The organism is Euzebya sp., from assembly GCF_964222135.1.
Classification (GTDB): domain Bacteria; phylum Actinomycetota; class Nitriliruptoria; order Euzebyales; family Euzebyaceae; genus Euzebya.
Genome location: NZ_CAXQBR010000025.1, coordinates 1 through 25,296 on the forward strand (window position 1 = coordinate 1; position 25,296 = coordinate 25,296).

Below are 25,296 nucleotides of genomic sequence, written 5' to 3' on the forward strand. Positions count from 1 at the left end.
ACCAAGGAGGCAGATCGTTGACAGCCGTCATCGCGTTCATGACCCTGCTACTACGACCCTCACCCCGGCCGAGGTGGTCCCTAGCAACTGGCAACACCCTGGTCCCATCGTGGTGGCAGGTGACACCACTGAGTGGCCTGTCATCTTCGTCTCGCTGTGCGGAACGAACCCGACAGACCCCCTCGGGGTGGGCTGGGCCGGACGCCCGACGGCCGCATCCCGGCTCCGGCGAGGCGCCGGCCGAGCCGGACCGCCAGGTCAGCGAGCGTCAGCGAGCGGCACGACCTGGCGGAACAGCGGACAGCGTGGCCGGAGGCCACACGTCGCCCTCTCAACCGGAGGCTGCGCCTATGCGATCTTCTCGATGAACGCGGCGAGCTGGGTGAGGTTGCGGCACTCCACCATCTGGTCGGCGACGACGGCGTAGTCGCTCGCGACGGAGTCGCCGGAGTCCCACTGCGTCGCCGGCTCGGGGTTCAACCAGTAGAGCCGCTTGGCGTGCTCGCGGATCTCCCTGAGCGCCCAGGTGTTCGCCGCCCGGTAGTTGTTCCGGGCGTCGCCCAGGACCAGCACGGTGGTCCGCGGGGTCAGGGCGGTCCGGTAGCGCCGCGCGAACACCTCGAAGGCGTGGCCGTAGTCGGAGTGGCCGTCGAGCCACACCAGGTCCGCCTCCTCGCCCATCCTGGCCATCCCGCGGGCGAAGTCGCCGTCGTCGAAGAGGTGCGTGACCTCGTCGACGGTGTCGATGAACGCGAAGGAGCGGACCTTCGAGAACTGCCCCTGCAGGGCGTGGGTGAACATCAGCGTGAACTTGGCGAACGCCGCCACCGAGCCCGACACGTCGCAGATCAGCACCAGCTCGGGCCGGTGGACCTTCTTCGACCGGAACGCCGGGTCGATCGGCACCCCGCCGCTGCCGAGCGCCCGTCGCAGGGTCCTGCGGACGTCGAAGGTCCCGTCGCGGGCCCGTCGGCGCTTGACGGCGAGCCGGGTCGCGAGCTTCCGGGCGAGGGGTCGCACCGCACGCCGCATGTGGGCCTGCTCGTCGGCCGTGGTGGAGAAGAAGTCGACGTCCTCGGGCAGGGGCCGGACGGCGCGTCGAGCGACGGCCTCGGGTCCCCGCTCCTCGACCTGCCGACGGCGGATCTCGGCGTCGATCTCCTCGCGGAAGCGCTGCAGGCGGGCGGCGAACTCGTCCTCGGCCAGGCGGCGCATGAGCTCGTCGTCGGCCTCGTCCATCCCGGAGTCCTGCATCAGCCGGCGCAGCAAGCCCCGCAGGTTGAAGTGGCGGTACACCCGGTAGGCGAAGTACGACGTCGACCCGTCGGCGTTCTCGACCCTCCCGAAGGACCCGACGGCCTCCTGGGCCATGCGCCGGAGCGTGGCGTCGTCCCCCTCCATCAGCTGGGCGATCAGGTCGCTCAGGAAGTCCATGGGGTCCCGCGGACCCGTCGGCGCGGTCGGGTCAGCGGTGCCGGTGGGGTCTCCCTCACCCTCCCCCGGCAGCCCGGCGGTGCGCGGGAAGTAGATGTCGAACAGCGTGTCGAACGCCATCCGGTGGCTGGCCGACGACGTCAGGGTCGACGCGAGCGCCTCGCGGAGCACCGCCCGATCCAACAGGTCGATGGCGGTCGCGGCCCGCATCGCGTCCATCCCGTCGCTAATCGCCACGGGCACCCCGGCATCCCGCAGGGCGTGGTGGAAGTCGAGCAGCCGCGCCTGCAGGCCCTGCAGGGAGGGATCGGGAGGGGTCAGCGCGGTCACGACGGGGCTCGGTCCAGCCGGTCAGTTCAAGGACGGGTCCGGCGGGACGCTCAGGTGCTTGAGGGCCTTCTCGAGGTCCGCCTGGTACTTCAGCACGACGTTCAGCGTCGACGTCGCCACCTCCGCGTTCAGGGTGTCGTAGCCGAGCGCCAGCAGCGTGCGGGCCCAGTCGAGGGTCTCGGAGATGGAGGGGTGCTTCTTCAGCTCCAGGTTCCGGAGGCTGCGGACGACCTTCACGAGCTGGTCCGCGAGCTGCTCGGGCACCTCGGGGACCCTCGAGAGGACGATGGCCTTCTCGCGCTCGATGTCGGGGTAGTCCATGTGGAGGTAGAGGCAGCGCCGCTTGAGCGCCTCGGAGAGCTCGCGGGTCGAGTTCGACGTGAGCACGACGTAGGGCTGGTGGACCGCCGCGACGGTCCCGAGCTCGGGGATGGTGACCTGGAAGTCGCTGAGGATCTCGAGGAGGAGCGCCTCGAACTCGAAGTCGACCTTGTCGACCTCGTCGATCAGCAGCACCGTCGGGGTGTCGACGCTGATCGCCTCGAGGAGGGGGCGGGTCAGCAGGTAGTCGCGGCCGAAGATGTCGTCGTGGGTCTCGTCCCACACGCCCTGGCCGCCGGCGGCTTGGATCCTGAGGAGCTGCTTGGAGTAGTTCCACTCGTACAGCGCCTTGGCCTCGTCCAGCCCCTCGTAGCACTGCAGCCGCACCAGCCGGGCGCCCTTCGCGATCGCGACCGCCTTGGCCAGCTCGGTCTTGCCGACGCCCGCGGGACCCTCCACCAGCACGGGCTTGCCGAGGCGGTCCGCCAGGTAGGTCACCGTGGCGATCGACGTGGACGGCAGGTAGCCGGCGGCCTGCAACCGCGCCTCGGTGTCAGGCAGTCCACTGAACTCGGTTCCCACGGTGTCGCTCCCTCGGCCGGTCGGCGGGACGGGCGCCCGCGGTGACCGGGGTCAGTCTAGGGGCCGCGGTCCGGGGGACCCAGCCGCCTACAGTGGGAGCGGCCCTCCGCCCCCGACCTTGGAGCACGGCAGTGAGCGACTTCTCCGACGCCCTCGAGCAGCGGCTGTCGAACAACGCCGACCTCGCCGAGCGGCGGCGGGCAGCCGAGGAGGAGATGGACAAGGTCCGCAGCGACGCCGAGGCCGCCGAGCGGGCCCTCGACGAGCGCAAGCGGCGACACCACGGCGACCTCGCGGCGCACCTGCAGCAGGTGGCGGACCAGCTCAAGGCCTCCCGGCCGGAGTCCTTCATCGTCCGGAGCAGCTGGACGGAGTCCGGCGAGGAGTTCGTCGCCAAGATGACCACCCGGCAGATGCGCCCGAAGCGGTCGCTGTTCATCGAGGTCGACCGCGACGACGACGAGGTGCTCGCCCGCTGGACGTCCGACGTCGGCAGCGCGATCGAGATCTGGCGGCTGCTGCAGGTCACCCCGGAGATGCTGACCGAGATGGTCCTGCAGGTGGCCGACGACGTGCTGTGGGCCGAGGGCCGCCCCCCGGCCTTCCCGGCGGGGCTGCCCGCGGACTAGCGCGCGTCCGGGGTGGTGACCGCGTCCGCGGGGTCCGGCGGGGACCAGTCCGGTCCCCGCTCCGCGCCGGCGGTGGCCCTCGCCGCGGCGGGGTCGTCCCCGCGGGCCCGGCGGTGGCGGTCGTAGAGGAACAGCATCGCCGGCAGGACGATCGTCGAGGCGATCAGCGCGAAGGCGATCGAGTAGACCGTGACCAGGCCGAACTGCTGGAACGGCGTCAGCGATGACGTGATCAGGATCCCGAACCCGGCGATGGTCGTGAAGGCGGACCCGGCCAGCGCCCCGCCGGTGTGGCGCACGGTGGCGCGGATGGCCGTCGCCGGGTCGGCGTTCCGACGGTCCTCGGTCCAGCGGTTCGTGACGTGGATCGTGTAGGGCACGCCGATGCCGACGGCGAGGGCCGCGATGGTCGCTGTGACCGGCCCGACGGGGACGCCGGTGGCCGCCATCATCCCGAAGGTCCACAGGACGATCAGGGCGACCGGCGCGATGGTGATGACGCCCAGCATCGGACGGCGCTGGGTGATCCAGTAGGTGGCGACGAGCAGGGCCATCGCCGCCGCGATCGCGATGAAGAGCGACTGCAGCTGGGAGTCCCGGAGCGACGACACGATCTCTGTGGTGATGATGTTGTTGGAGGTGGCCGTCACCGACCCCTCGCCCAGCGCCTCCTCCACGGGCGCGAACACCTCGGCCAGCGCGGTCGCCAGCTCGTCGGCGCGGTCCTCACCCGCCTCGGTCTGGATGGTGAACAGCACGGGACGGCCGTCCTCGGCGATCACCTGCGAGGCGGCGGCAGGCGCGGCCTGGACCAGCAGGTCGTAGAGCGCGGGGACGTCGGTCCCCTCGGGCACGGTGAGCGAGCCGGGCTCGACCATCGCAGCGACCTGCTGGGCCACGGCCGGATCGATCTGGGCCGGGGCCCCGTCTGCTGGAGCACCGTCGGCCGGGACCCCGTCTGCCGGGACCAGGCTGGCGAGGACCTGCCCGAGGACGCTGACCGGTGAGCTGGCCGCGGCGTTCTCGCCGAAGGTGACGACGTCGTCGACGCCGGTCAGCTCCTGGGTCGCGGCGACCATCGCGTTGTGGGCCTCGGCGTCGACCTCGCCCTCCACCAGCACGTTGGTCGTCTCGCCGAACCCGGCGCCGAACTCCTCGGTGATCGTGTCGAGGGTGGTGACCAGCGGGTCGTCCTCCGGCAGGAAGTCGGTGAAGCTGAACTCCGTCGAGACGTTGGCCAGGCCGATGCCGCCGAGGGCGCCGCCGATGACGACGAAGACGACCAGGGTGGGGATGGCGGCCCGCTCGGCCAGGACCGACAGCCGGCCCATCGCCTTGGGCAGGGCGCCCTCGCCGGTGCCGGTGAGGGTGTGGCGCGGGAGGCGGCCCTTCGCCTCGGCTCGGCGGTCGAGCAGCAGCCGGACGGCGGGGAAGACGGTCAGCATCAGGACGAACGCCGCGGTGATGCCGACGGCGGCCAGGATGCCGAAGTCCTTCAGGGCCGGGATCGGCGAGGTCACGTTGGTGAGGAAGCCGACCACGGTCGTGATCGTGGCCAGGATGAGCGCGATGCCGACGGTCGAGGTGGCGGTGCCGATGGCCTCGCTGACGGTGCCCTCCCCTGTCTCCTCCCGGTAGCGGGCGGTCAGGTGGATGCCGTAGTCGACGCCGAGGCCGATCAGCAGGACCGGCACGATCTGCCCGGTCTCCGCCAGCGGCCCGATGACGCCGAGGACGTTGGGGCCGAGGAGGCCCGCCGCGCCCTGGACCCAGCCGATGGCCATGATCACGACGAGGAGGGTCAGGGCGACGTCGGCGGCGGTCCGCCGCAGCGACGCGGCCCAGGAGCTGTCGTCGCGCGGCTTGACGAAGTAGACGAAGGCGAGGATCAGGATGATGATCCCGATGGCCGACGCGAAGAGCCGGCCGATCTCCTCGGCGAAGTCGTCGGTCGAGGCGAACAGCAGCTCGGTGGCGAACGGCTCGAGGCTGACGCCGTCGACGTCCAGCCCCTCGACGACCTCGGCGACCCGCTGGACCTCGGCGGCGGCCTCGAAGTCGTCCTCCGGCAGTGCGGCGGGGTCGAGGAACACGACGGCGAGGGCGACGTCGGACTCCGCGGTCGCCGGGTCGACGTCGTCGGGCAGGAGGCCGGTCACGAAGCCGGACTGCTCGGGCGGGAGCGACTCGATCGCCCCGGTGAACGCCTGGTCCACGGCGGCGTCGTCGAGCGTCTCCGGGTCCCCGCCCTGCTGGGCCACGCCCTGGAGGACCACGTTCAGGGGGCTGACGACCGCGGGCTGCTCGGAGCGCTGGACCAGCAGGTCCGCGACGTCGCTGCCGGCCAGGGCCTGCTGGAGCCGGAGGGTCGCCGCCAGGCCGGCTGAGGAGAGGACGTCGGCCCCGTCGTCACCGCGCAGGAGGACCTGCAGGACCACGTCGCCGGAGGAGCCGAACTCGTCCGCGATCCGCTGCTGGGCCTGCAGCTCCGGGTTGTCGGGGCTGAAGCCCTCGTTGCCGCCGCCCTGCTCGATCTGCCCGGCGAACGCGCCGATGACGGCGGTCAGGGCGATCGCGCCGATGAGCACGATGGCCGGCGCGCGCCGGACGGCGCGCGACAGCATGATGACGAGACGATCCACGTCGGAGACCTCTGGGTGTGGGAGGGGTGGTGTGGGGAGGATGGGCCCGCGGCGGAGGGGACGGCCGGAGCAGAGTGATCGGCGTACACCGTATGCAGACGCGTACACTGTACGCCATGTCCCCTCGCGCTGCTCCACGACTTGCTGGCCAGCCCCTGTCCACCGAGACGGTCGTGGCCGCGGCGGTCGAGGTGGCCCGCGAGGCGTCCCTCGAGGAGCTGTCCATGCGGCGGGTGGCCCGCCGCCTGGGCCGCGCGCCGATGTCGCTCTACCGCCACGTCGCCGACCTCGAGGAGCTCCGCCGCCGCGTCGTCGAGGTCCTCGTCGGCGAGGTCCAGATCGTCGACCACGGGGACGACTGGCGCCGCACCCTCACCGATGCGGCCCACCGGATGCGCGACGTGCTGACCGAGCACCCGGGGATCCTCGCGGTGGTGATGCGGTCCGGCATGTCGACGCCGAGCATGCTGGCCAGCCTCGACACGATCGCCGGCGCGCTGCGGCGCGTCGGGCTGGACGACCCCGACGTCGCGCGGGCCCAGTCGTCCCTGCTCGGGTTCATCTTCGGCAGCGCGGTCGTGCGCCGCTCCGTCGAGGAGGTGCTGTCACCGGACGGCGACGACGACCTGGCCCACCAGCAGTTCATCGACTCCCTGGTGGCCGACTCCGACGGCCGGTACCCCCACATCGAGGCGATCGCGCCGGCGTGGGTCGCGATGGACGTCGAGGAGCCCTTCAGCTTCGCCCTCGACCGCCTGCTCGAGGGGATCGCCGCCCTGGCGCGCTGACCGTGGTCCACGGCGCCCGTTGTGGCCGTCCGGATCGCGGTGGCAGGCTGACGCCGCGCATGAGCCAGATCTTCGACCCGTCCCGGCACGCCGACACCGTCGCGCCCGGGGGGCGGGTCCGCGTGGGGGCACGTCCGACCGCGCGGCTGGCCGCCAAGCTGATGGAGGACATGGAGGCCGTCACCGACGAGGTGGTGGAGGTGATCCGCGGTCGCCTGCCCGGGTACGCGGCCGGTCCGGTCCCGCGCAGCGACCTGTGGTGGTCGGTGCGGGTGAACGTCGAGGTCACCCTGCGCGCGATCGCCGAGGACCGGTCGCTGCGGGCGGACGAGGTCGCCGAGCGCGCGGTCCTCGGGACGCGGCGCGCCCGGCAGGAGATGGCCGTCACCCACGTGATCCAGGCCTACCAGGTCGGCTACATCGCGGTGTGGCGGCTGCTGACCGACGCGGCGAAGGCTGCCGGGCAGGAGGCCGTCGACGACCTGGTGGACGTGGCCGGGCACTTCTGGGCGATGATGCACCTGGTGTCGGCCAGCGTCGCCGAGGCCTACCACGAGGCGTCACGCGAGCGGGGGTCCGAGGTGCGCCGCCGAGCGCTCGTGTTCATGGACCTGCTGCGGGAGCTGCCGGAGGGGGCGGCGGTCGCGAGGGACGAGGCGCGGGCCCTGGGGCTCGACCCCGACGCCGACATCGTCGCGGGCGTGCGCCGCCCCGAAGCCGACGACGACCCCTTGCGCCTGCGGGAGGCGGGGATCGTCCTCGTGGAGCGACAGGACTCGGTGGTCCTGCTGACGAACACCGCGGATGAGTCGCTCGCCTTCGCCGCCCAGCGGGGACCGATCGGCATCGGCATGGCCCGCCCCGGCCTGGAGGCCGCGCTCGAATCGGTGCGCGACGCCCAGCAGGCCTTCGACGCCGCCCGGCTGCTCGGCCGCCCGGTCGTGCGCTTCCGCGACGACTGGTTCGCCTGCGTGCTGGCGGGGCAGCTGCACCGCCTCCACCACCTCGTCAAGCCGGCCGTCGACGTGCTGGAGGCCGACCCGCTGATGGCCGAGACGGTCCGCGCCTACCTCGACAACGACGGACGGCTCGGTGCGGCCGGCCAGTCCATCCACGTCCACGCGAACACGGTCGGCTACCGGCTGGACCGCTTCGCAGACCGGACCGGGTGCGACCCGCGGACCACCGCGGGGCAGTTCGAGGCGGCGCTCGCGCTGCTCATCGCCGGCCCCGAGGGCTGACCGCGCCGGTCAGGGCTCGTCGCGGGTGCGTCCGAGGACCCAGCCGACCAGCAGGACGTCGATGCCGAGGAGCGAGATGGCGAGGGGGATCACGACGCTGCGCACGGCACCGGTCCCGTCGGACTCGTCGACCACGAGGGGTCGGGGGGACGGCGTCGGCGTGGCCGACGACGGCGGTTCGCGGCCGGCGTCGACGACGATCTCCGCGCCGGCGTCCTCGGTCGGGCTGGCGGTCGACCGGTCGGGGTCGATCGTCGCGATCGGCGGCGGCGGCTCGGTGACCGTCGCGGCCGGGAGGACCTCCTCGACCGGCTGCACCTGCCCGAGGGCGCCCGGGTCGGCCGCCGGGTCGGCGGAGGTGGCGGCGGGGTCTGCCGGCGGGGTCGTGGGAGGCGGTTCCGGCGGTGGGCCCGACGGGATCGGCGCCGCGGGGAGCCCCTCCACGGCCGCGGCCAGGTCGAGGCGCCCGACCCCGGCGCCGACGTCCACCGCGGTGTCGGCCAGCCGGGCGCGGATGTCGTCGGCCTCGAGACCCGCCCCGGCCAGCATCGCCGCGCCCGCCGCCACGATCGGCGTCGCGAACGAGGTGCCGTCCGCCTTCGCGTACCGGCCCTCGTACCAGGTCGACAGGATCGACACGCCCGGCGCGAACAGGGTCCGGTCGTCGACGTTGGAGTCCTCCCACACCCGGTCCTCGTCGTCGGTCGCCCCGACGACGACCACTGGGGCGTCGACGTCGTACGGCGTCCGGTCGTCGGCGTCGTTCCCGGCCGCGGCGACCACGACCAGCCCGGCGTCGGCGGCCTCCTGGACCGCGCGCTGCACCTCGGTGTCGGCGACCAGGGACAGCGACAGCAGGCTGTCGCGGGCCTCGACCTCGGCGAGGGACAGGTTGATCACGTCGGCGCCGTGGTCGATCGCGTGGCGTATGCCCGCCGCCACCAGGTCGCTGGTCCCCCGGCCCTGGGCGTCGAGGACCCGGATCGGCATGACGCTCGCCCGCGGCGCGGCGCCGGCGACCCCGCGCGCGTTGTCCGCGTTGGCGACGATGATCCCCGCGACGAGCGTGCCGTGGCCCTGCGGGTCGTCGGGCGGGGTGTCCGGCTCGACCAGGTCGACCCCCTCCACCAGACGCCCCACCAGGTCCGGGTGGTCGAGGTCCACGCCGGTGTCGAGCACCGCGACCACGGCGTCCTCGCCGCGGCGGAGGTCCCACGCCTCGTAGGCCCGGACGACGTTCAGGTGCGTCTGCTGCGTGACCAGCGGGTCGTTGGGGACCGCCGCGGCGACGAGCACCACCAGTCCGAGCACGCCGGCCAGCACCCCCGGGGCCACTCGCCGGAGGCGGGCCGACCGGTCGGCTCTGCGGGCGGTGCGCACACCGACAAGGATCGCAGGGTCGGCGCCGGTTCGCCCGGACCCGCCGGCCAGGGGTGGGAGACCGGGTGCGCTCAGCCGATCAGAACGAGCTGGTCGCGGTGGAGCACCGGGCGGGCGCCCTCGGCCCCGAAGCGGTCGACGAGCACGTCGGTGGGGCGGCCCTTCATCGCCTCGACCACGTCGGCGTCGAAGGCCACGATGCCGCGCGCCACCGGCCGGCCGTCTGGTCCGACCAGGTCCACGGCGTCGCCCGCGACGAAGTCCCCCTCCGCGGCGGTCACCCCGATGGCCAGCAGCGACGCGCCGTTCTGGCTGAGCGCCCGGACCGCACCCGCGTCGACGTGCAGGCGGCCGGTCGGCTGGTGCGCGAAGGCCAGCCACAGCCGGCGGGAGTCCGGTCGCTTGCCGGTCGGCGGGAACCAGGTGCCGACGGCGCGTCCCTCGGCGACGTCGGTGATGACATCCGGACGCCGACCGCGGGCGATCACGCAGTGCGCGGCGCTGAACGTGGCGATCCGGGCCGCTTCCAGCTTCGTCGCCATCCCGCCCCGGCCCAGGCCGGAGCTGCTCGGGCCGGCGTGGCGGGCGTCGAGGGCGGCGAGGTCCGGCACCACGTCGATCACCGGTGCGCCGCTGGCCGGGTCGCCGTCGTGCAGGCCCTCGACGTCGCTCAGCAGGACCAGCAGCCGGGCGTCGAGCATCGACGCCACCAGGGCGGCGAGCCGGTCGTTGTCCCCGAAGCGGAGCTCGTCGGTGACCACGGTGTCGTTCTCGTTGACGACCGGGACCGCGCCCATGCGGAGGAGCTCGGACACCGTGGTGCGGGCGTTGAGGTAGCGCTGGCGGTCGATGACGTCGTCGGGGGTGAGCAGCACCTGGCCGCAGGGCAGCCCGTGGCGGGCGAGCGCGGTCGCGTAGGCGTGGACGAGGGCGCCCTGGCCCACGCTGGCCGCGGCCTGCAGGCGGCCGAGGTCCTCGGGGCGGCGGTCGAGGCCGAGCGGGCGGAGCCCCGCGGCCACCGCGCCGGAGGAGACCAGGACGACGTCGACGCCGTCGCCGACCAGCGCGGCGATCTGGGCGCACACGGCCTCGACGACGTCGCGGTCGAGCCCGCCGTCGGCCGCGGTGAGCGTCGACGAGCCCAGCTTGACCACGACCCGTCCGGGCCGGTCGTAGCGACGGGTCACGGCCGCCGCGAGCCGGGGTCGTCGTCGGCCGGCGGGTCGTCGGCCGCCGGGACGTCGATCTCGACGGGGCCGTCGGGCACGGTGACGTCGACCTCCTCGTCGTCGTCCCAGCCGGCGTCGAGGTCGGCGTCGTCGGCGACGTCCCACTCCTCGGGCTTGAAGGTGAAGACCGTCCCCGCGATCTCGACGTCCTCGCCGGGCTGGGCCCCCGCCTCCGCCAGCGCCGCCTCGACCCCGGCCCGCTGGAGACGGCCCTGCAGGTAGGCGACCGCGTCGACGTTGCCGAGGTCGAGCTGGGTCACCCAGCGCTCGATGCGGTCCCCCACGACCCGCCAGCCGACCTCGCCGCCGCCCAACCCGACCTTGACGACGGAGAAGTCCGGGCCGCTGCGCTGCTGGCGCGGGCGGAGGACCGGTCGCGCGGTGGGCTGGGGGTGGTCGGGGTCACGCCGTTCCGCCCGCGCCTGGCGGACCAGGTCGGCCAGGCGCCAGCGCAGCGCCTCGACGCCCTCCCCCGTCACCGCCGAGCCGCTGAGGACCTCCCAGCCCGCCTCCTCGAGCTCCGGGCGGATCAGCGCGGCCATGTCCGGGTCCGCGTCGACCTTGTTCAGCCACACGATCGCGGGCCGGTCGACCAGGTCGGACTCGTAGGCGCGCAGCTCGGCGAGCACGACCTCGAGGTCCTCGGCCGGGTTCCGCTGCTCGTAGCGCCTGGTCGGGTGGTCGTCGTCCGCCGCCGCGTAGCCCGAGGCGCAGTCGAGGACGTGGACCAGGGCCCCGGCCCGCTCCACGTGGCGGAGGAACTCGTGGCCGAGGCCGCGTCCCTCCGCCGCCCCCTCGATCAGGCCCGGCACGTCCGCGACCACGAAGTCGAGGTCGTCGGCCGTCACCACGCCGAGGTTCGGCTGGAGGGTCGTGAACGGGTAGTCGGCGATCTTCGGCTTCGCCGCCGACAGCCGGCTGATGAGCGACGACTTGCCGCCGTTCGGGAACCCGACCAGGGCGACGTCGGCGACGAGCTTCAGCTCGAGGGTGACCCACCGCTCCTCCCCCGCCGCGCCGAACTCGTGGAAGCGGGGCGCGCGGCGCTGCCGGGTCCGGAACGCGGCGTTGCCGCGGCCGCCTCGGCCGCCGGCGGCGACCACCACCTCCTGGCCGTCGACGAGGAGGTCGGCGATGACCTCACCGGTCTCGGCGTCGGTGACCACCGTGCCGACCGGGACGGCCAGGACCTCGTCGTCCCCCCTCGCGCCGTGGCGCAGGTCACCGGAGCCGTTGGCGCCGTTCCCGGCCTTGCGGTGGGGGCGGAAGTGGAAGTCGACCAGGGTGGCGAGCTGGTGGTCGGCGACGACCAGGACGTCACCGCCGCCGCCACCGTCGCCGCCCTCGGGCGGGCCCTTCGGCTCGTACGGCTGGCGGCGGAACGAGGTGACGCCGTCACCGCCCTTGCCGCCCCGCACGTTGATCTTGACCTGGTCGACGAACATGGCCCGGCCAGCGTAGCCGGGACCCCTCCCCCTCCCGGCCGAGCGGCAGGTCCACCTCGGGGCGGATGTGCCCAGGTCGGGATCACGTGACCCTGTGGGCATGGCACGCACCACCCTCGTCCTGCTGGTCCTGGTCCTCGTCGGCTGCACCGCCTCCGATCCCGACGCCGGCGGCTCGGACGCCAGCGAGCCCGCGCCGACCGAGCGACCGGCCGCGTCGTCGTCGCCGAGCCCGTCGGAGGGGCCCATGTCGGAGGGGCCCACGTCGGAGAGCCCGGTGACCGAGGCGCCCACCGGGACCGCGAGCGAGGACCCCGGGGCGGCGGACACCGGCGCGGTGGACTCCCAGCTCGCGTTCGTCCTCGGCGTGCTCGACGGCGCCGAGGTGGACCGGGAGACCTACGACGAGCGCTTCGCGCAGGTGTTCACAGACCAGCTGCCGTTCGAGCAGTTCGCCGCGACCCTCGACCAGGTGACCGCGCTGGCGCCGTTCACGCTGGGTGAGGAGCGGTCCCGGGACGGCTCCGGTCTGGTCGTCGAGGCCACCGCGTCCGACGGGACCGAGCTGGTGATCACCCTCCACGTCGACGCCGAGGGCCGCATCGATGGCCTGCTGCTGAGCCCCGGCGAGCCGCCCACCCTCGACGAACCCGTCACCTCGCTGCAGGACGCCGTCGACCGCCTGGCCGCGATGGGTCAGCTGCACCTGGCCGCCTCCACCGTGGAGGGGACCACCTGCACCACCGACGTCGGCGTCGCGGCCGACCAGCCCGCTCCGATCGGGTCGGCGTTCAAGCTCTACGTCCTGGCCGCGGTCGTCGACGCCGTCGACGCGGGCGAGCTGGCGTGGACCGACTCCGTCGAGCTCGCGGAGTCCGACAAGAGCCTGCCGTCCGGCGTGCTGCAGGACCGTCCGGCGGGCAGCCCGGTCAGCATCGCCGAGGCCGCGGAGCTGATGATCTCCATCTCGGACAACACCGCCACCGACCTGCTCATCCGCGCCGTCGGCCGGGATGCCGTCGAGGCGGCGCAGGCGGCCTACGGCCACGCGGACCCCTCCCTCAACACGCCCTTCCCGACCACCCGGGAGCTGTTCGTGCTGAAGGCCGCGGACCCGGAGGTCCAGCAGGCGTGGGTCGACGGCGACGAGACGACCCGCCGCGCGGTGCTGGACGACCTGGCCGGCGAGCCGCTGCCACCGGTCACCACGTTCACCGGCGACCCGGTCCGGCCGGCGGAGATCGAGTGGTTCGCCTCCCCCGAGGACCTCTGCCGGGTCCTCGCCGCCCTGCACGTCCGGTTCGACGACCCCGGCATGGCCCCCCTCCGCGGGATCCTCACGACCAACCCGGGCATCCCGGACGAGGAGGGCCGCTGGGAGGAGATCCTGTTCAAGGGCGGGTCCGAGCCGGGCGTGGTCGCGGGCGCGTTCCTGGTCACCGGCGCCGAGGGCGGGACCTACGCCCTCACCGCGTCGGTCCTCGACCCCGCGGCCCCGCTCGACGAGATCGAGGCGGTCCTGCTGATGGGCGCGGCGCGGGACCAGCTGCCGGCGGGATGACCCCTGCCGGCCCCGTCCCCGAGTTCTCAGATCTGAGCCACAGCTCCGCCGGCGCCACCAGGTCCCAGATCTGCGGTCCCGCTCTGCTGAGGTGATCGCCAGATCTGAGCCACAGCTCCGCCGGCGCCACCAGGTCCCAGATCTGAGGGTCCGGTCGCCCGACACGGGCGCGCACGGCCTAGCCTGCGACGGCGATGGCTGATCCCTCCACCGCCCTGCCCGTCGCGGTCCGCCCCGCCGGCACCCGCTCGCACCTGCAGGACGCCGTCCGCGAGGCCGGCGGCCGCCTGGTCGACCCCGACGAGGCCCGCATGGTCGTGTGGACCGACGTGTCGGACACCGAGGGGCTCCGCCAGCTCCTCGTCGACGCCCCGCAGGTCGAGGTGGTGCAGCTGCTGTGGGCGGGCGTGGAGTCCTTCGCTGCCGAGGGCCTCTTCGACGATGGCCGGACCTGGGCGTGCGGCAAGGGCGTGTACGCGGACCCGGTGGCCGAGCACGCCATCGCGATGTTGCTGGCGCTCATGCGGGATCTTCCGGCTCGCGCCCGCGCGACCAGCTGGGGACCGCAGTGGGGCACGTCGCTCATCGGCGGGCGGTTGACCGTGCTCGGGGGCGGCGGGATCACCGAGTCCCTGCTCGGCCAGCTCGCCGGCTTCGACGTCGACGTGACCGTGGTGCGCCGCTCGGCGGCGCCGATGGAGGGGGCGGCCCGGGTGGTGTCGCCGGACGCGACGCTCGAGGCGATCGGCGACGCGGACGCGGTCGTGCTGGCGCTGGCCCTGACCGACGAGACGCGCGGGGTGATCGACGCCGAGGTCCTCGCGGCGATGCGCGACGACGCGTGGCTGGTCAACGTCGCGCGCGGACCGCACGTGGTGACCGACGACCTGGTGACCGCCCTGCGCGACGGCGTGATCGCCGGCGCGGCCCTCGACGTCACCGACCCCGAACCCCTGCCCGACGGCCACCCCCTGTGGACGCTCGAGAACTGCCTGATCACCCCCCACACCGCCAACACCGAGGCGATGGCCGTCCCGCTGATCGCCGCCCGGGTGCGGGCGAACGTCCAGCGCATGACCGCGGGTGAGCCGCTCATCGGGCTCATCGACGCCGAACTCGGCTACTGAACGTGCCATGGCGGTTCAGCCCCCCGGGGGGCCCGGGGAGGGCGTGGGCAACCACCGCTCGACCCCAACCCCCACGAGGAGCCAGATCATGAAGGCAGCTGTGTGGCACGGCCCCGGCGACGTCCGGGTCGACACCGTGCCCGACCCGACCATCTCCGAGCCGACCGACGCGATCCTGCGGATCACGACCACCGGGCTGTGCGGCTCGGACCTGCACCTCTACGACGTCTTCGGCCCGTTCATGTCCGAGGGCGACATCCTCGGCCACGAGCCGATGGGCATCGTCGAGGCGGTGGGCTCCGGCGTGACGGACCTGTCGGTCGGCGACCGCGTCGTCGTGCCGTTCCAGATCGCCTGCGGGCACTGCTTCATGTGCGACCGGGGGTTGCAGACCCAGTGCGAGACCACCCAGGTGACCGAGGAGGGGATGGGCGCCGCCCTGTTCGGCTACACCAAGCTGTACGGCGCGGTCCCCGGCGGGCAGGCCGAGCTGCTGCGCGTCCCCCACGCCGACTACGGCCCCATCAAGGTGCCCGACGGCGTCGACGACGAGCGCTACGTCTACCTCTCCGACGTGCTCCCCACCGCCTGGCAGGCCGTCGAGTACGCCGACATCCCCGAGGGCGGCACGGTCGCGGTGCTCGGACTCGGCCCGATCGGCGACATGGCCTGCCGCATCGCCCAGCACCGGGGCGCCGGCACGGTCATCGGCATCGACCTGGTGCCCGAGCGGCTGGCCCGCGCCGCCGCCCGCGGCGTGACGACCCTCGACCTGCGCGAGCACGACGACCTCGGCGCCGCCGTCAAGCAGCTCACGCAGGGCCGTGGCGCCGACTCGGTCATCGACGCGGTGGGGCTCGAGGCGCACGGCTCGCCCGTGACCGAGCTCGCGCACAAGATGACGCAGATGATGCCCGACGCGATCGCCGAGCCGTTCATGAAGAAGGCCGCGATGGACCGCCTCGGCGCGCTCCTCCCCGCGATCGACATGACCCGTCGCGGCGGCACCCTCAGCCTGATCGGCGTCTACGGCGGCATGGCCGACCCGCTGCCGCTGCTGACGATGTTCGACAAGCAGCTCACGATCCGGATGGGCCAGGCGAACGTCAAGCGGTGGGCCGACGACATCATCCCGCTGCTCGGCGACGACGACCCGCTCGGCGTCGACGACTTCGCGACCCACCGCCTGCCCCTGGCCGACGCGCCGAAGGCCTATGAGATGTTCAAGGAGAAGGACGACGGCGCCGTGAAGGTCCTCTTCAAGCCGTAGCGGACCGGAACGGGGGCGTCGACCTCGGACCCCCTAGAGGTCCCGGGTCGACGCCGTCCCCTTCGCGAGGGCCTGGCGCAGGTCCTCGGTCAGGTCGTCGACGTCCTCGACGCCGACGCTCAGGCGGATCAGGTCACCCGGGACCTCGAGCGGCGACCCGGCGACCGACATGTGGGTCATCGCGCCGGGGTGCTCGACCAGGGACTCGACCGCGCCGAGGGATTCGCCGAGGGTGAACACCTCGAAGGAGGCGCAGATCCGGCGGGCGAGTGCCTCGTCACCGACCCTGAAGCTGACCATCCCGCCGAAGTCCCGCATCTGGGACGTGGCGACCTCGTGGCCGGGGTGGCCGGCCACGCCGGGGTAGAGGACCTCGGTGACCGCGTCGTGGCCGCGGAGCACCTCGACGCAGGCCTGGGCGTTGTCGCAGTGGCGATCCATCCGCAGGGCGAGGGTCTTGATGCCGCGCAGCACCAGGTAGACGTCCCAGGGGCCGGGGACCGCCCCGAGGGAGTTCTGGAGGAACCGGACGCGCTCGGCGAGCACGTCGTCGTCGGTCACCACCCCTCCCCCGACGACGTCGGAGTGCCCGCCGAGGTACTTCGTCGTGGAGTGCACGACCGCGTCGGCGCCGAGGTCGAGGGGGTTCTGCAGGTACGGCGTCGCGAAGGTGTTGTCGACGACCACGCGCGCGTCGCGCTCGTGGGCGATCTCGCTGAGCGCCGCGATGTCGAACACGTTGAGGAGTGGGTTGGTCGGCGTCTCGATCCACAGCATCCGCGTGTCGGGCCGCCAGGCGGCGACGACCGCGTCCAGGTCGGCCAGGTCGACGGGGTCGAAGGCGAGGCCCCAGGGCTGGTGGACGCGGCGGAACTGCCGGTACGTGCCGCCGTAGACGTCCGGCGCGATCAGCACGTGGTCACCAGGTGACAGCGTGCGGACGACGGCGTCCTGGGCAGCCGACCCGCTCGCGAACGCGAAGCCGTGCCGCCCGCCCTCCAACGAGGCGAGGGACTCCTCCAACGCGTCGCGGGTGGGGTTGCCGGAGCGGGCGTAGTCCCAGCCGAGGTGCTCCCCGACCGCCGGCTGGGCGAACGTCGAGGTCTGGAACACCGGCACGGCCACCGCGCCGGTGCGCGGTTCGGGGTCCTGCCCCGCGTGGATCGCCCGGGTGGCGAACCCGGTGTCCGCCCAGCGCTCTCGCGAGCCTTCGGCCATGGTCCTACGACCCCTTCCGCGTCGTCATGAAGTCCAGGATGTCCGCTCGTGTCAGCACGCCCACGGGACGGGACCCCTCGCAGACGAGCACCGCCGAGGCGCGCTGGGTGAGCTGGCCCATGGCCGCGTCGACGGTGTCCTGGGCGTCGGTGACGGGGAGGGGTTCGTCCATCACGTCGGCGACGGTCTTGTCGAGCACGCCGGCGTCGCGGAACGCCCGGTCGAGCAGGCCCCGCTCGCGGATCGAGCCGATCAGGTCGTCGGTGTCGGTGAAGGACCGCTCGGGGCCGCCGGCCTCGTGCTCGGCCGACGACCGGACCACCGGCATCTGGCTTACGCCGTAGGTCGACAGCGTGGCGATCGCGTCGCGGACCCGCTCGTGGGGGTGGACGTGGACGATGGTCGGCAGGTCGGTCCCCGAGCGCTTGTGGGCCAACACCTCGGACAGGCGCGCGCTGCCGCCCTGGCGGAGGAAGCCGTGGTCGCGCATCCAGTCGTCGTTGTAGATCTTCGACAGGTAGTTGCGGCCGCTGTCGGGCAGGAGGGTCACGATCACCGCGTCGGGTCCCATGTCCTTCGCCACCTCGAGGGCGGCGAACGCCGCGGTGCCGCAGGACCCGCCGACCAGCATCCCCTCCTCCCGCGTCAGCCGGCGCGCGGTCAGGAACGCGTCGCGGTCGCTGACGGTGACGTAGCGGTCGACGATCGAGGGGTCGAAGGTGTCGGGCCAGAAGTCCTCACCCACCCCCTCGGTGAGGTAGCTGTGGACCTCCTCGCTCGAGTAGATCGACCCCTCCGGGTCCGCCCCCACGACGACCACATCGGGGTTCTGCTCCTTCAGGTACCGCCCGGTGCCGGTGATCGTCCCGCCGGTGCCCACGCCCGCGACGAACACGTCGATCCGCCCGTCGGTCTGGCGCCAGATCTCCGGCCCGGTGCTCTCGTAGTGGGCCTGGGGGTTGGCGGGGTTCCAGTACTGGCCGGGCTTGTACGCCCCAGGCGTCTCGGCGACCAGCCGCTCGGCGGTGCGGTAGTAGGACCGGGGGTCGTCGGGGTCGACGTCGGTGGGGCAGACCACGACCTCGGCGCCGTAGGCGCGCAGCAGGTTGATCTTCTCCGCCGACATCTTGTCCGGCATGACGAAGATGCAGCGGTAGCCGCGCTGGGCCGCGACGATCGCGAGGCCGGCGCCGGTGTTGCCGCTCGTCGGCTCGACGATCGTGCCGCCGGGCCGCAGCTCGCCGGACTCCTCGGCGGCGAGGACCATCGCCAACCCGATCCGGTCCTTCACCGACCCGCCCGGGTTCATGTACTCGACCTTGCCCAGGATCGTCGGCGGGACGTCGGCGGAGAACCGGCTGAGCCGGACGAGCGGCGTGTCCCCGACCACGTCGAGCAGTGAGTTGGCTACGTCCATCCTGGGTCCTCGGGGTCGGTCGTCGGGCTGGTCCCCTGCCTGGTCGTCGACCCGAGCCTATGCGCCGCAGCCGGAGGTCGCGCCCGCCGCCGCGGCGCCCGTACGCTGCGGGCGTGCACACCCCAGAGCTGCCCCTCCGCCCGATCGGTCCGGACGAGTTCACCGCGGCCGCCGACCTCCTCGCCTTCGTGTTCGCGAGCGACTTCACGTCTGCGGACCACGACGCCGAGCGGTCGGTGTTCGAGTACGACCGGTCCCTCGCGACCTTCGACGGCGAGCAGCTGGTCGGCAGCCTGTCCGCGTACTCCTTCGACATGAGCGTGCCGGGCGGGTCGGCGCGGGTGGGCGGGACGACCTGGGTGGGGGTCGCGCCGACGCACCGTCGGCGGGGACTGCTGGCGCGGGCGATGACCCAGCACCTCCGGGATGTCGCCGAGCGGGGCGAGCCGCTGGCGGCGCTGTGGGCCAGCGAGGCGTCGATCTACGGCCGGTTCGGCTACGGCCCGGCGATCGAGGGCCAGCGGGTGGAGGTGGAGGTGGACGGGCCCGTGACGTGGCTCGACACCGCGCCACCTCCGCCGACGTCGGTGTCGTTCGTGCCGCTGGCCGAGGCGGCGGAGGTCCTCGACCCGATCTACACCGCCGCGCGCGGTCGCCGGGCAGGACTGCACGCCCGCAGCCAGACGTGGTGGCACTTCCAGGTCCTCAGCACGCGGAAGGACGCGATGGGCGGCCTGCCGCGCAAGTACGTCGCCGTCGCCGAGGTGGACGGGCAGCCCGCGGCCTACGCCGTCTACGGGCTCGCGGAGGGTCCGGAGCGCACCTCAGGCCGGCCCCACGCGGTGCTCACGCTGATCGAGATGGCCGGGGTGGACGCCCAGGCGGAGGCGTCGATGTGGCGCTACCTGCTCAGCCACGACCTGGTCCAGACGGTGGATGCGCGGCGGCGCCCCGTCGACGACGTGCTGCCCCTGCTGCTGGCGGACTCCCGACGGGTGGTGCGCCGACCGGGCGACGCGCTGCACGTGCGGGTGGTCGACCTGCCGGCCGCGCTGCGGGCGCGGTCCTACGTTGACTCGGCCGGGGTGACGATCGAGGTCCACGACGGGCTGCTCGAGGCGAACGACGGGACGTGGCGGGTCGAGGTCGCACCCGAGGGGGTCTCGGTCGAGCCGGCCGAGGTGTCAGACGCCGACCTGCGCATGGACGTGAAGGCGCTCGGTGCCCTGTACATGGGGGACGTGCGCCTCGGACGGTTGGCCGCGGCCGGGATGGTCGATGTCCTCAACCCCGCCGTGGTCCCGGCGGTCGAGGCGGCGTTCACCGCGGCAGAGGCAGGGTGGGCACCCGAGGTCTGGTAGCCCCGGACGTGCGAACGCCGCCACCCAGGGGCGGCGGCGTTGCGCGGATCTGCGTCGTGCTTCGCGGTTAGCCGGGAAGCACCTGGCCCAACCGGTCCGGCCCTGACGGACCAGACCGCTTGCCCCCCGGCCTCACGAGATCGTGCCCGCCTATTCGGCGGGAACGATCTCGGCGAACGTGCGCTTGCCGGACTTGCGGAAGCTGACCTGGCCGTCGGCCAGGGCGAAGAGGGTGTCGTCGCCACCGCGGCCGACGTTCTCGCCGGGGTGGATCTTCGTGCCGCGCTGGCGGACGATGATCGAGCCGGTCGTGACCGTCTGGCCGCCGAAGCGCTTGACGCCCAGGAACTTCGGGTTGGAGTCGCGGCCGTTGCTGGTCGAGCCGCCGCCCTTCTTGTGTGCCATGTCGTGGCCTCCTCGAGGTCGTGGGTCCGCTCGGCGCTAGGCGGAGATGCTGTCGACGCGGATGCGCGTCAGCGGCTGGCGGTGCCCGGTCTTGCGCCGGTAGCCGGTCTTGTTGCGGTACTTGAAGATCCGCACCTTCGGGCCCTTGAGCTGCTCGAGGACCGTGGCGGTCACCGAGGCGGATTCGAGGGCGGAGGCGTCGGTCGTGACGTTGTCGTCGTCGTCGACGAGCATGATCGCGCGCAGGTCCACGGAGGAGTCGACCTCGGCGTCCAGCTTCTCGATCTCGAACTCGTCGCCGACGGCGACCTTGTACTGCTTCCCGCCGGTGGCGATGACGGCGAACATCGGGGGCACTCCTACGTCGGTGTCGGGGGCGCCGCCTGCGAGGGCCGCGTGGGAGGGGGCCGCGGGCAGGGGCTGCTCGGTCCACGCACGCACGGCACACCACAGCACGACGCGCAGGCGCGGACATCCGAGGATAGCCTCGCCCCCGTGACCTCGTCAACGTCGTCTGCAGGCGTGCACCTGACCGATCAGGCGTCGGTGGCGGTGCGGGTGGCGCGGTCGCTGGGGGGTTCGGGAGGGGCGCGAGCCAACGTCGCACCGGGAGGTGCGCGAGCCAACGTCGCGCACCTGGTCGCGGGGTTGGCCGGTGAGCCGGAGGGGCTGGCCGGGACGCTGCTGCGCCAGCGCTTCGGGGAGCTGGCCCCGCGCATCGCGCTGCACCCGTCGGTCGCCGCACGTGCGCTCCCGTCGATCTCCACCGCGTTCGTCGCGTTGCCGGTGACCGACCGGCCGTGCTGGACCCTCGAGCTGCTGCAGGCCGCGCGCCGCGTGGGCGGTGAGGACCTCGAGCACCTCCTCGCCGAGTGCGGGGCGGGGCTGCGGGACTACGCCGACGAGCTCGACCACCACGTCGTCGGACCCGACCAGGCCGACGAGCGCACCGAGGACCCCGAGACCTTCGGCAGGTGGAGCCTCCTCGACCGCGGCTTCACCCGCGACGCGGACCTGGCGGTGGCCCGCACCCGGGCGACGGCGGGGACCAGCCGCACCCTGCTCGGGTGGCTCGCACCCGACGAGGTCACGGCGAACGCGCTGGCCAGCGCCCCCGACGTGCCGCTCGACGCCGTCGTCGAGCGGGCCGCGGCGGGGTCGGCGCCGATCGGGATGAGCGACCTGATCACGGCGGTGACCCACCTCTCCCTCCAGGCGTCGCTGCGCCGCTGAGCACCGCTCACCCGCCCGGGCGCACACCGGCCACCAGGCGCTCGGCGACCGCCTGCCACATGGGTTCGGCGGGGTCGAGGAACTCGAAGTGGTGGCCGTCCGGGAACTCGACCAGGTCGATGTCGTCACCTGCCGCCGTCGCCGCGCGGACCAGCGAGTCGCTCTGGCCGGGTGGGACGGACTCGTCCAGCCGTCCGTGCACCGCGGTCAGCGGGACACCGAGCGGCACGAGGCGGACCGGGGACAGCGCCGCAGGATCCTCCTCCCCGACGTAGGCCGCCGCGGCGCCGTCTCCGACGCCCTCGGCGATCGCCGCCTCGAGGTCCACGCAGCCGGCCATCGACACCGCCAGAGCCGGAGGTGCGACGACATCGCGCAGCGACGCCACCGCCGCGAGCGCGAGCTGCCCGCCCGCGGAGTGACCGGCGATCGACCAACGGGCTGCGTCCACCCGCGGGTCCTCGAGCGCGAACCGGACGGCGGCCGCGACGTCCTCGACGCTGGCGCGGCCCCCTCCCCCGCCGCCGGCCTCCCCGACCCTCCGGTACTCGACGTTGGCGCAGGCGACGCCGCGGTCGACGAGGTCGAGGGCGCTCAGCTCGGTCGTGTCGGACGTCCACTGGTGACGCCAGAACCCGCCGTGCACCAGCACCGCCAGGGGCCACGGGCCCGACCCGTCGGGGAACCGCAGATCGACGAACTGCTCAGCCCCGTCGGCGTACCGGAGGCGCTCGACCGGCCGACGGGCTCGGGCGACCAGGTGGCGGAGCGCCCAGCGGTAGGACTCCACCCCTCGCCCGTACACGGTGTGCACGCAGGCCGGGCGGACGACGGAGCGGCGCCGCCAGGGCTCACGCGACTCGACGTCGGAGATGTGCGTCTCGACGGTCGGGATCTCGACGGCCTCGATCGCGTCGTGGAGCGCGTAGGAGGTGTGGGTGAACGCCCCCGGGTTGAACACGATGCCGTCGACCCCACCGCGGGCGGCGTGGAGCCGGTCGATGAGGTGCCCCTCGTGGTTGGACTGGTAGGCCTGCACGTGGGTGACGCCGAGGTCCGCCGCCCACCCCCGGACGAGCGTCTCGAGGTCGTCGAGGGTCGTCGTCCCGTACACCTCGGGACGCCGGGTGCCCAGCAGGTTCAGGTTCGGGCCGTTCAGCAGCAGGACGCGCATGGCCGGACACGCTAGCCACCACCTGGCCCCGCTGGGCCCCCTGACCGATCGTCGGACCGATCGGCGTTACGTGCGGGGCATGCGGGATAGGGAGTGAGCACCGCACGACCAGCGACACACAGGAGAGCCGCACCATGTCATCAGTCGCACGCGTCACCGAGATCACCGCACGTGGCAGTGACTACCAGAGCGCCATCCAGGCCGGCATCGACCGGGCCAACAAGACGCTCCGAGGCGTCCAGCACGTGTACGTGAAGGACCACGAGATCTACCTCGAGGACGGCACGGTCACCGAGCACCAGGTCGACCTCAAGGTGACCTTCACCCTCGACGACTAGTCGCGGACCCGACCCGCCGCCGCTGACACGGCCACCGAGGACCTGCAGGCGATCACGCCAGCAGGTCCTCGACGATCCGGCGGCCGGGGATCGCGTCGTCGGTCTCCTCGGTGAAGGACTCCATCAGCCCCTTCGAGACGTTCTTGCGCGTCATCTGGACGAGGCCGAGCTTCGAGATCTCCATCACCCGGGACTTGGTCTTGTCCCGCGCCAGCTCGCGCTTGAACCGCTTGAGCACCTCGTCGCGGTTCGCCGGCACGATCATGTCGACGAAGTCGATGACGATGATCCCGCCCATGTCGCGGAGCCGGAGCTGCTTGGCGATCTCCTCGGCGGCCTCGAGGTTGTTGCGCAGCACCGTCTCCTCGAGGTTGTCCTTGCCGACGAACTTGCCGGTGTTGACGTCGATGACCCACATGGCCTCGGTCTTCTCGATGATCAGGTAGCCGCCCGACTTGAGCCACACCTTCTTCTCGAGCGCGCGGCGGACCTGCGTCGTCACCTCGTAGGCGTCGAACAGCCGGTCGTCGCCGCGGTAGGTGACGACCTTGTCGACGTGCTCCGGGCTGACCTCGCGGAGGTAGTCCCGGACCTCGTCGGCGAGCGTCTCGTCGTCGATGATCAGCTGGGTGTGCTCGGGGCCGAACACGTCGCGGATCACGCGGAGGACGAGCTGCGGCTCGGCGTAGATCGACTCGAGCGGCTTGGCCTTCTCGGCCTTCTCCTCGACGGCCTTCCAGCGCTCCACGAGGCGCTCGACGTCAGCCTCGAGCTGCTCGGCCGACGCGGACTCCGCCGCCGTTCGGACGATGAGGCCGTAGCCCTCGGGCTTGATGGCCTTCAGGGTCTTCCGCAGGCGGTCGCGCTGCTCGTCGGGCAGCTTGCGGCTGATCCCGAGCATGTCGTCGCCGGGGGCCAGCACGCAGTAGCGGCCCGCCAGGGAGAGGTGCTGGGTGAGGCGCGCCCCCTTCGTCCCCATCGGGTCCTTGGTCACCTGCACGAGGACGCTCTGGCCGGGCTTCAGGGCCTGCTCGATCCGGGGCAGCCCGCCTTCGCGGTCGGCCTCGTCGTAGTTGACCTCACCGGCGTAGAGGACGCCGTTGCGGCCCTTGCCGATGTCGACGAACGCGGCCTCCATGCCCGGGAGGACGTTCTGGACGCGGCCCTTGTAGATGTTGCCGACGTAGGACTGCTCGGACGCCTGGGTGACGTAGTGCTCGACCAGGGTCCGCTCCTCGAGGACCGCGATCTGGGTCCGCTCGCCGCCGACCGTGACCAGCATCCGCTTGGGGGGGCTCTCGGCCATCACGCGGCGCGTCTCGGGGCTGACCGTCGGCACCCGGCGCCGACCGCCGCTGCCCTTGCCGCGCGCGGCGAGGCGCGTCGACCCGCCGGAGCTCGAGTCCCCGCCGGAGCTGCCGCCGTCCGAGGACTTCTTCCCCCGACGACCCCGACCACGACGCCCGCGACGACGTCGACGTCCCGACCGCGACGACCCGCCGGACCCGCCGTCCTCTGACGCGTCGTCGGAGTCGGAGTCGTCGCCGGCGTCGGAGCCCTCCGCGTCAGCGGAGGCGTCGTCGGAGGCGGAGTCCTGTGCCTCGGTGCCCTTCGACTTCGAGCTCTTCGCCTTCGAGTCCTTCGACTTGGAGCCCTTCGACTTGGACGACCGTGCCAGCGTGCGCTCCGTGGACGTCTCGTCCGTCGCGGTCGTCTCGTCGGATCCCGAGTCGTCCGCCGCCACGTCCTCGCCCGCCCCCTCGTCGGAGGCGTCGTCGGAGGCGTCGTCGGAGTCGTCGTCGGAGTCGTCACCGGAGGTGCCCGCGTCACGGCCGGACCGGCCACGCCCACCTCGGCCACGACCGCCACGACGGCGTCGGCGGCGTCGAGGCCCGTCGTCACCCTCCTCGCCGGCCGAGTCGGACCCCTCGGCTGCTGCGGCGGCGGTGTCGCCACCGCCGTCGTCACCGCCGCGGTCGGCATCCCCCCCGCCAGGGGTGTCGGCGGAGTCGGCCTGCTCGTCGTCGGCGGCGGGGGTCACCGCGAACGGGTCGCGGGCCTTGCCGCGGACGCTGCGGCGCCGGACGCGCGTGCGCTCGACCCCGCCGTCGCCGTCGCCCTCGGCCTGGTCGGGGGTCGTGGTGTCGCTGTTGCTCAACGGGGGTTCCTCC

The 25,296-nt window shown here is 73.1% G+C and carries 21 protein-coding genes; 9 read left to right on the forward strand and 12 right to left on the reverse strand.

Annotation, left to right across the window (positions count from 1 at the left end; all coding sequences use genetic code 11):
* Nucleotides 1-348: 348 nt before the first annotated feature.
* Nucleotides 349-1,764, reverse strand: coding sequence for a VWA domain-containing protein (locus tag ACEQ2X_RS06565; protein ID WP_370324992.1), 1,416 nt, complete (start codon nt 1,762-1,764; stop codon nt 349-351).
* 21 nt (nt 1,765-1,785) lie between these two features.
* Nucleotides 1,786-2,667 carry an AAA family ATPase gene (locus ACEQ2X_RS06570; protein ID WP_370324993.1) on the reverse strand — a complete coding sequence of 294 codons (882 nt, stop codon included), beginning with the start codon at nt 2,665-2,667 and terminating at the stop codon, nt 1,786-1,788.
* 131 nt (nt 2,668-2,798) lie between these two features.
* Here ACEQ2X_RS06570 and ACEQ2X_RS06575 point away from each other — a divergent pair, with 131 nt between their 5' ends.
* A complete protein-coding gene (locus ACEQ2X_RS06575) occupies nt 2,799-3,296 on the forward strand; it encodes a hypothetical protein (RefSeq protein ID WP_370324994.1) in 498 nt (165 codons plus the stop codon).
* Here ACEQ2X_RS06575 and ACEQ2X_RS06580 read toward each other — a convergent pair.
* Entirely contained in the window at nt 3,293-5,938 is a 2,646-nt protein-coding gene (locus ACEQ2X_RS06580) for an RND family transporter (RefSeq protein ID WP_370324995.1), read from the reverse strand. The two genes, ACEQ2X_RS06575 and ACEQ2X_RS06580, sit on opposite strands and share 4 nt — an antisense overlap.
* Nucleotides 5,939-6,054: 116 nt before the next feature.
* Here ACEQ2X_RS06580 and ACEQ2X_RS06585 point away from each other — a divergent pair, with 116 nt between their 5' ends.
* Both ACEQ2X_RS06585 and ACEQ2X_RS06590 read left to right on the forward strand, forming a co-directional pair.
* Nucleotides 6,055-6,726 carry a TetR/AcrR family transcriptional regulator C-terminal domain-containing protein gene (locus tag ACEQ2X_RS06585; protein WP_370324996.1) on the forward strand — a complete coding sequence of 224 codons (672 nt, stop codon included), beginning with the start codon at nt 6,055-6,057 and terminating at the stop codon, nt 6,724-6,726.
* A gap of 59 nt (nt 6,727-6,785) precedes the next feature.
* A complete protein-coding gene (locus tag ACEQ2X_RS06590) occupies nt 6,786-7,967 on the forward strand; it encodes a PucR family transcriptional regulator (protein WP_370324997.1) in 1,182 nt (393 codons plus the stop codon).
* Between the two features lie 9 nt (nt 7,968-7,976).
* Here ACEQ2X_RS06590 and ACEQ2X_RS06595 read toward each other — a convergent pair whose 3' ends face one another.
* The 3 genes from ACEQ2X_RS06595 to obgE all read right to left on the reverse strand — a co-directional run bounded on the left by ACEQ2X_RS06595 (nt 7,977) and on the right by obgE (nt 12,021).
* Nucleotides 7,977-9,347 (reverse strand): S8 family serine peptidase, encoded by a 1,371-nt coding sequence (locus ACEQ2X_RS06595; RefSeq protein ID WP_370324998.1) that lies wholly within the window; start codon nt 9,345-9,347, stop codon nt 7,977-7,979.
* 71 nt (nt 9,348-9,418) lie between these two features.
* The gene (proB, locus tag ACEQ2X_RS06600; RefSeq protein WP_370324999.1) at nt 9,419-10,534 is read right to left on the reverse strand and encodes a glutamate 5-kinase; all 1,116 of its coding nucleotides are present in this window, start codon (nt 10,532-10,534) and stop codon (nt 9,419-9,421) included.
* Nucleotides 10,531-12,021, reverse strand: coding sequence for a GTPase ObgE (obgE, locus tag ACEQ2X_RS06605; RefSeq protein ID WP_370325000.1), 1,491 nt, complete (start codon nt 12,019-12,021; stop codon nt 10,531-10,533). Before obgE ends, proB begins: the two co-directional genes overlap by 4 nt.
* Nucleotides 12,022-12,121: 100 nt before the next feature.
* Here obgE and ACEQ2X_RS06610 point away from each other — a divergent pair, with 100 nt between their 5' ends.
* The 3 genes from ACEQ2X_RS06610 (at nt 12,122) to ACEQ2X_RS06620 (ending at nt 15,979) form a co-directional block, all read left to right on the forward strand.
* Nucleotides 12,122-13,582, forward strand: a complete 1,461-nt coding sequence (locus tag ACEQ2X_RS06610) for a serine hydrolase (RefSeq protein WP_370325001.1) — start codon at nt 12,122-12,124, stop codon at nt 13,580-13,582.
* A 194-nt stretch (nt 13,583-13,776) separates the two neighbouring features.
* The gene (locus tag ACEQ2X_RS06615; RefSeq protein ID WP_370325002.1) at nt 13,777-14,709 is read left to right on the forward strand and encodes a D-isomer specific 2-hydroxyacid dehydrogenase family protein; all 933 of its coding nucleotides are present in this window, start codon (nt 13,777-13,779) and stop codon (nt 14,707-14,709) included.
* 88 nt (nt 14,710-14,797) lie between these two features.
* Nucleotides 14,798-15,979, forward strand: coding sequence for a zinc-dependent alcohol dehydrogenase (locus tag ACEQ2X_RS06620; RefSeq protein ID WP_370325004.1), 1,182 nt, complete (start codon nt 14,798-14,800; stop codon nt 15,977-15,979).
* A 33-nt stretch (nt 15,980-16,012) separates the two neighbouring features.
* On the opposite strand, the gene ACEQ2X_RS06625 is transcribed toward ACEQ2X_RS06620, so the two are convergent.
* Nucleotides 16,013-17,197, reverse strand: coding sequence for a cystathionine gamma-synthase (locus ACEQ2X_RS06625; protein WP_370325005.1), 1,185 nt, complete (start codon nt 17,195-17,197; stop codon nt 16,013-16,015).
* A gap of 4 nt (nt 17,198-17,201) precedes the next feature.
* Nucleotides 17,202-18,614, reverse strand: coding sequence for a cystathionine beta-synthase (locus ACEQ2X_RS06630; RefSeq protein WP_370325006.1), 1,413 nt, complete (start codon nt 18,612-18,614; stop codon nt 17,202-17,204).
* 113 nt (nt 18,615-18,727) lie between these two features.
* Between ACEQ2X_RS06630 and ACEQ2X_RS06635 the strand changes: the two genes are divergently transcribed.
* Nucleotides 18,728-19,975, forward strand: a complete 1,248-nt coding sequence (locus ACEQ2X_RS06635) for a GNAT family N-acetyltransferase (protein WP_370325007.1) — start codon at nt 18,728-18,730, stop codon at nt 19,973-19,975.
* A 150-nt stretch (nt 19,976-20,125) separates the two neighbouring features.
* On the opposite strand, the gene rpmA is transcribed toward ACEQ2X_RS06635, so the two are convergent.
* A complete protein-coding gene (gene rpmA / locus ACEQ2X_RS06640) occupies nt 20,126-20,380 on the reverse strand; it encodes a 50S ribosomal protein L27 (protein ID WP_370325008.1) in 255 nt (84 codons plus the stop codon).
* A gap of 36 nt (nt 20,381-20,416) precedes the next feature.
* Nucleotides 20,417-20,728: a 50S ribosomal protein L21 gene (rplU, locus tag ACEQ2X_RS06645; protein WP_370325009.1), complete on the reverse strand. Its 312-nt coding sequence runs from the start codon at nt 20,726-20,728 to the stop codon at nt 20,417-20,419.
* Between the two features lie 147 nt (nt 20,729-20,875).
* Between rplU and ACEQ2X_RS06650 the strand changes: the two genes are divergently transcribed.
* The gene (locus ACEQ2X_RS06650) at nt 20,876-21,613 is read left to right on the forward strand and encodes a hypothetical protein (protein ID WP_370325010.1); all 738 of its coding nucleotides are present in this window, start codon (nt 20,876-20,878) and stop codon (nt 21,611-21,613) included.
* Nucleotides 21,614-21,620: 7 nt separating this feature from the next.
* Here the strand turns inward: ACEQ2X_RS06650 and ACEQ2X_RS06655 are convergent, their stop codons facing one another.
* Nucleotides 21,621-22,787 (reverse strand): type II 3-dehydroquinate dehydratase, encoded by a 1,167-nt coding sequence (locus ACEQ2X_RS06655; RefSeq protein WP_370325011.1) that lies wholly within the window; start codon nt 22,785-22,787, stop codon nt 21,621-21,623.
* 134 nt (nt 22,788-22,921) lie between these two features.
* On the opposite strand from ACEQ2X_RS06655, the gene ACEQ2X_RS06660 reads away from it, so the two are divergent.
* On the forward strand, nt 22,922-23,125 hold the full coding sequence (locus ACEQ2X_RS06660) for a dodecin family protein (RefSeq protein ID WP_370325012.1): 204 nt from the start codon (nt 22,922-22,924) through the stop codon (nt 23,123-23,125).
* Nucleotides 23,126-23,177: 52 nt separating this feature from the next.
* Here the strand turns inward: ACEQ2X_RS06660 and ACEQ2X_RS06665 are convergent, their stop codons facing one another.
* Nucleotides 23,178-25,283 (reverse strand): Rne/Rng family ribonuclease, encoded by a 2,106-nt coding sequence (locus tag ACEQ2X_RS06665; protein ID WP_370325013.1) that lies wholly within the window; start codon nt 25,281-25,283, stop codon nt 23,178-23,180.
* Between the last annotated feature and the right edge of the window lie 13 nt (nt 25,284-25,296).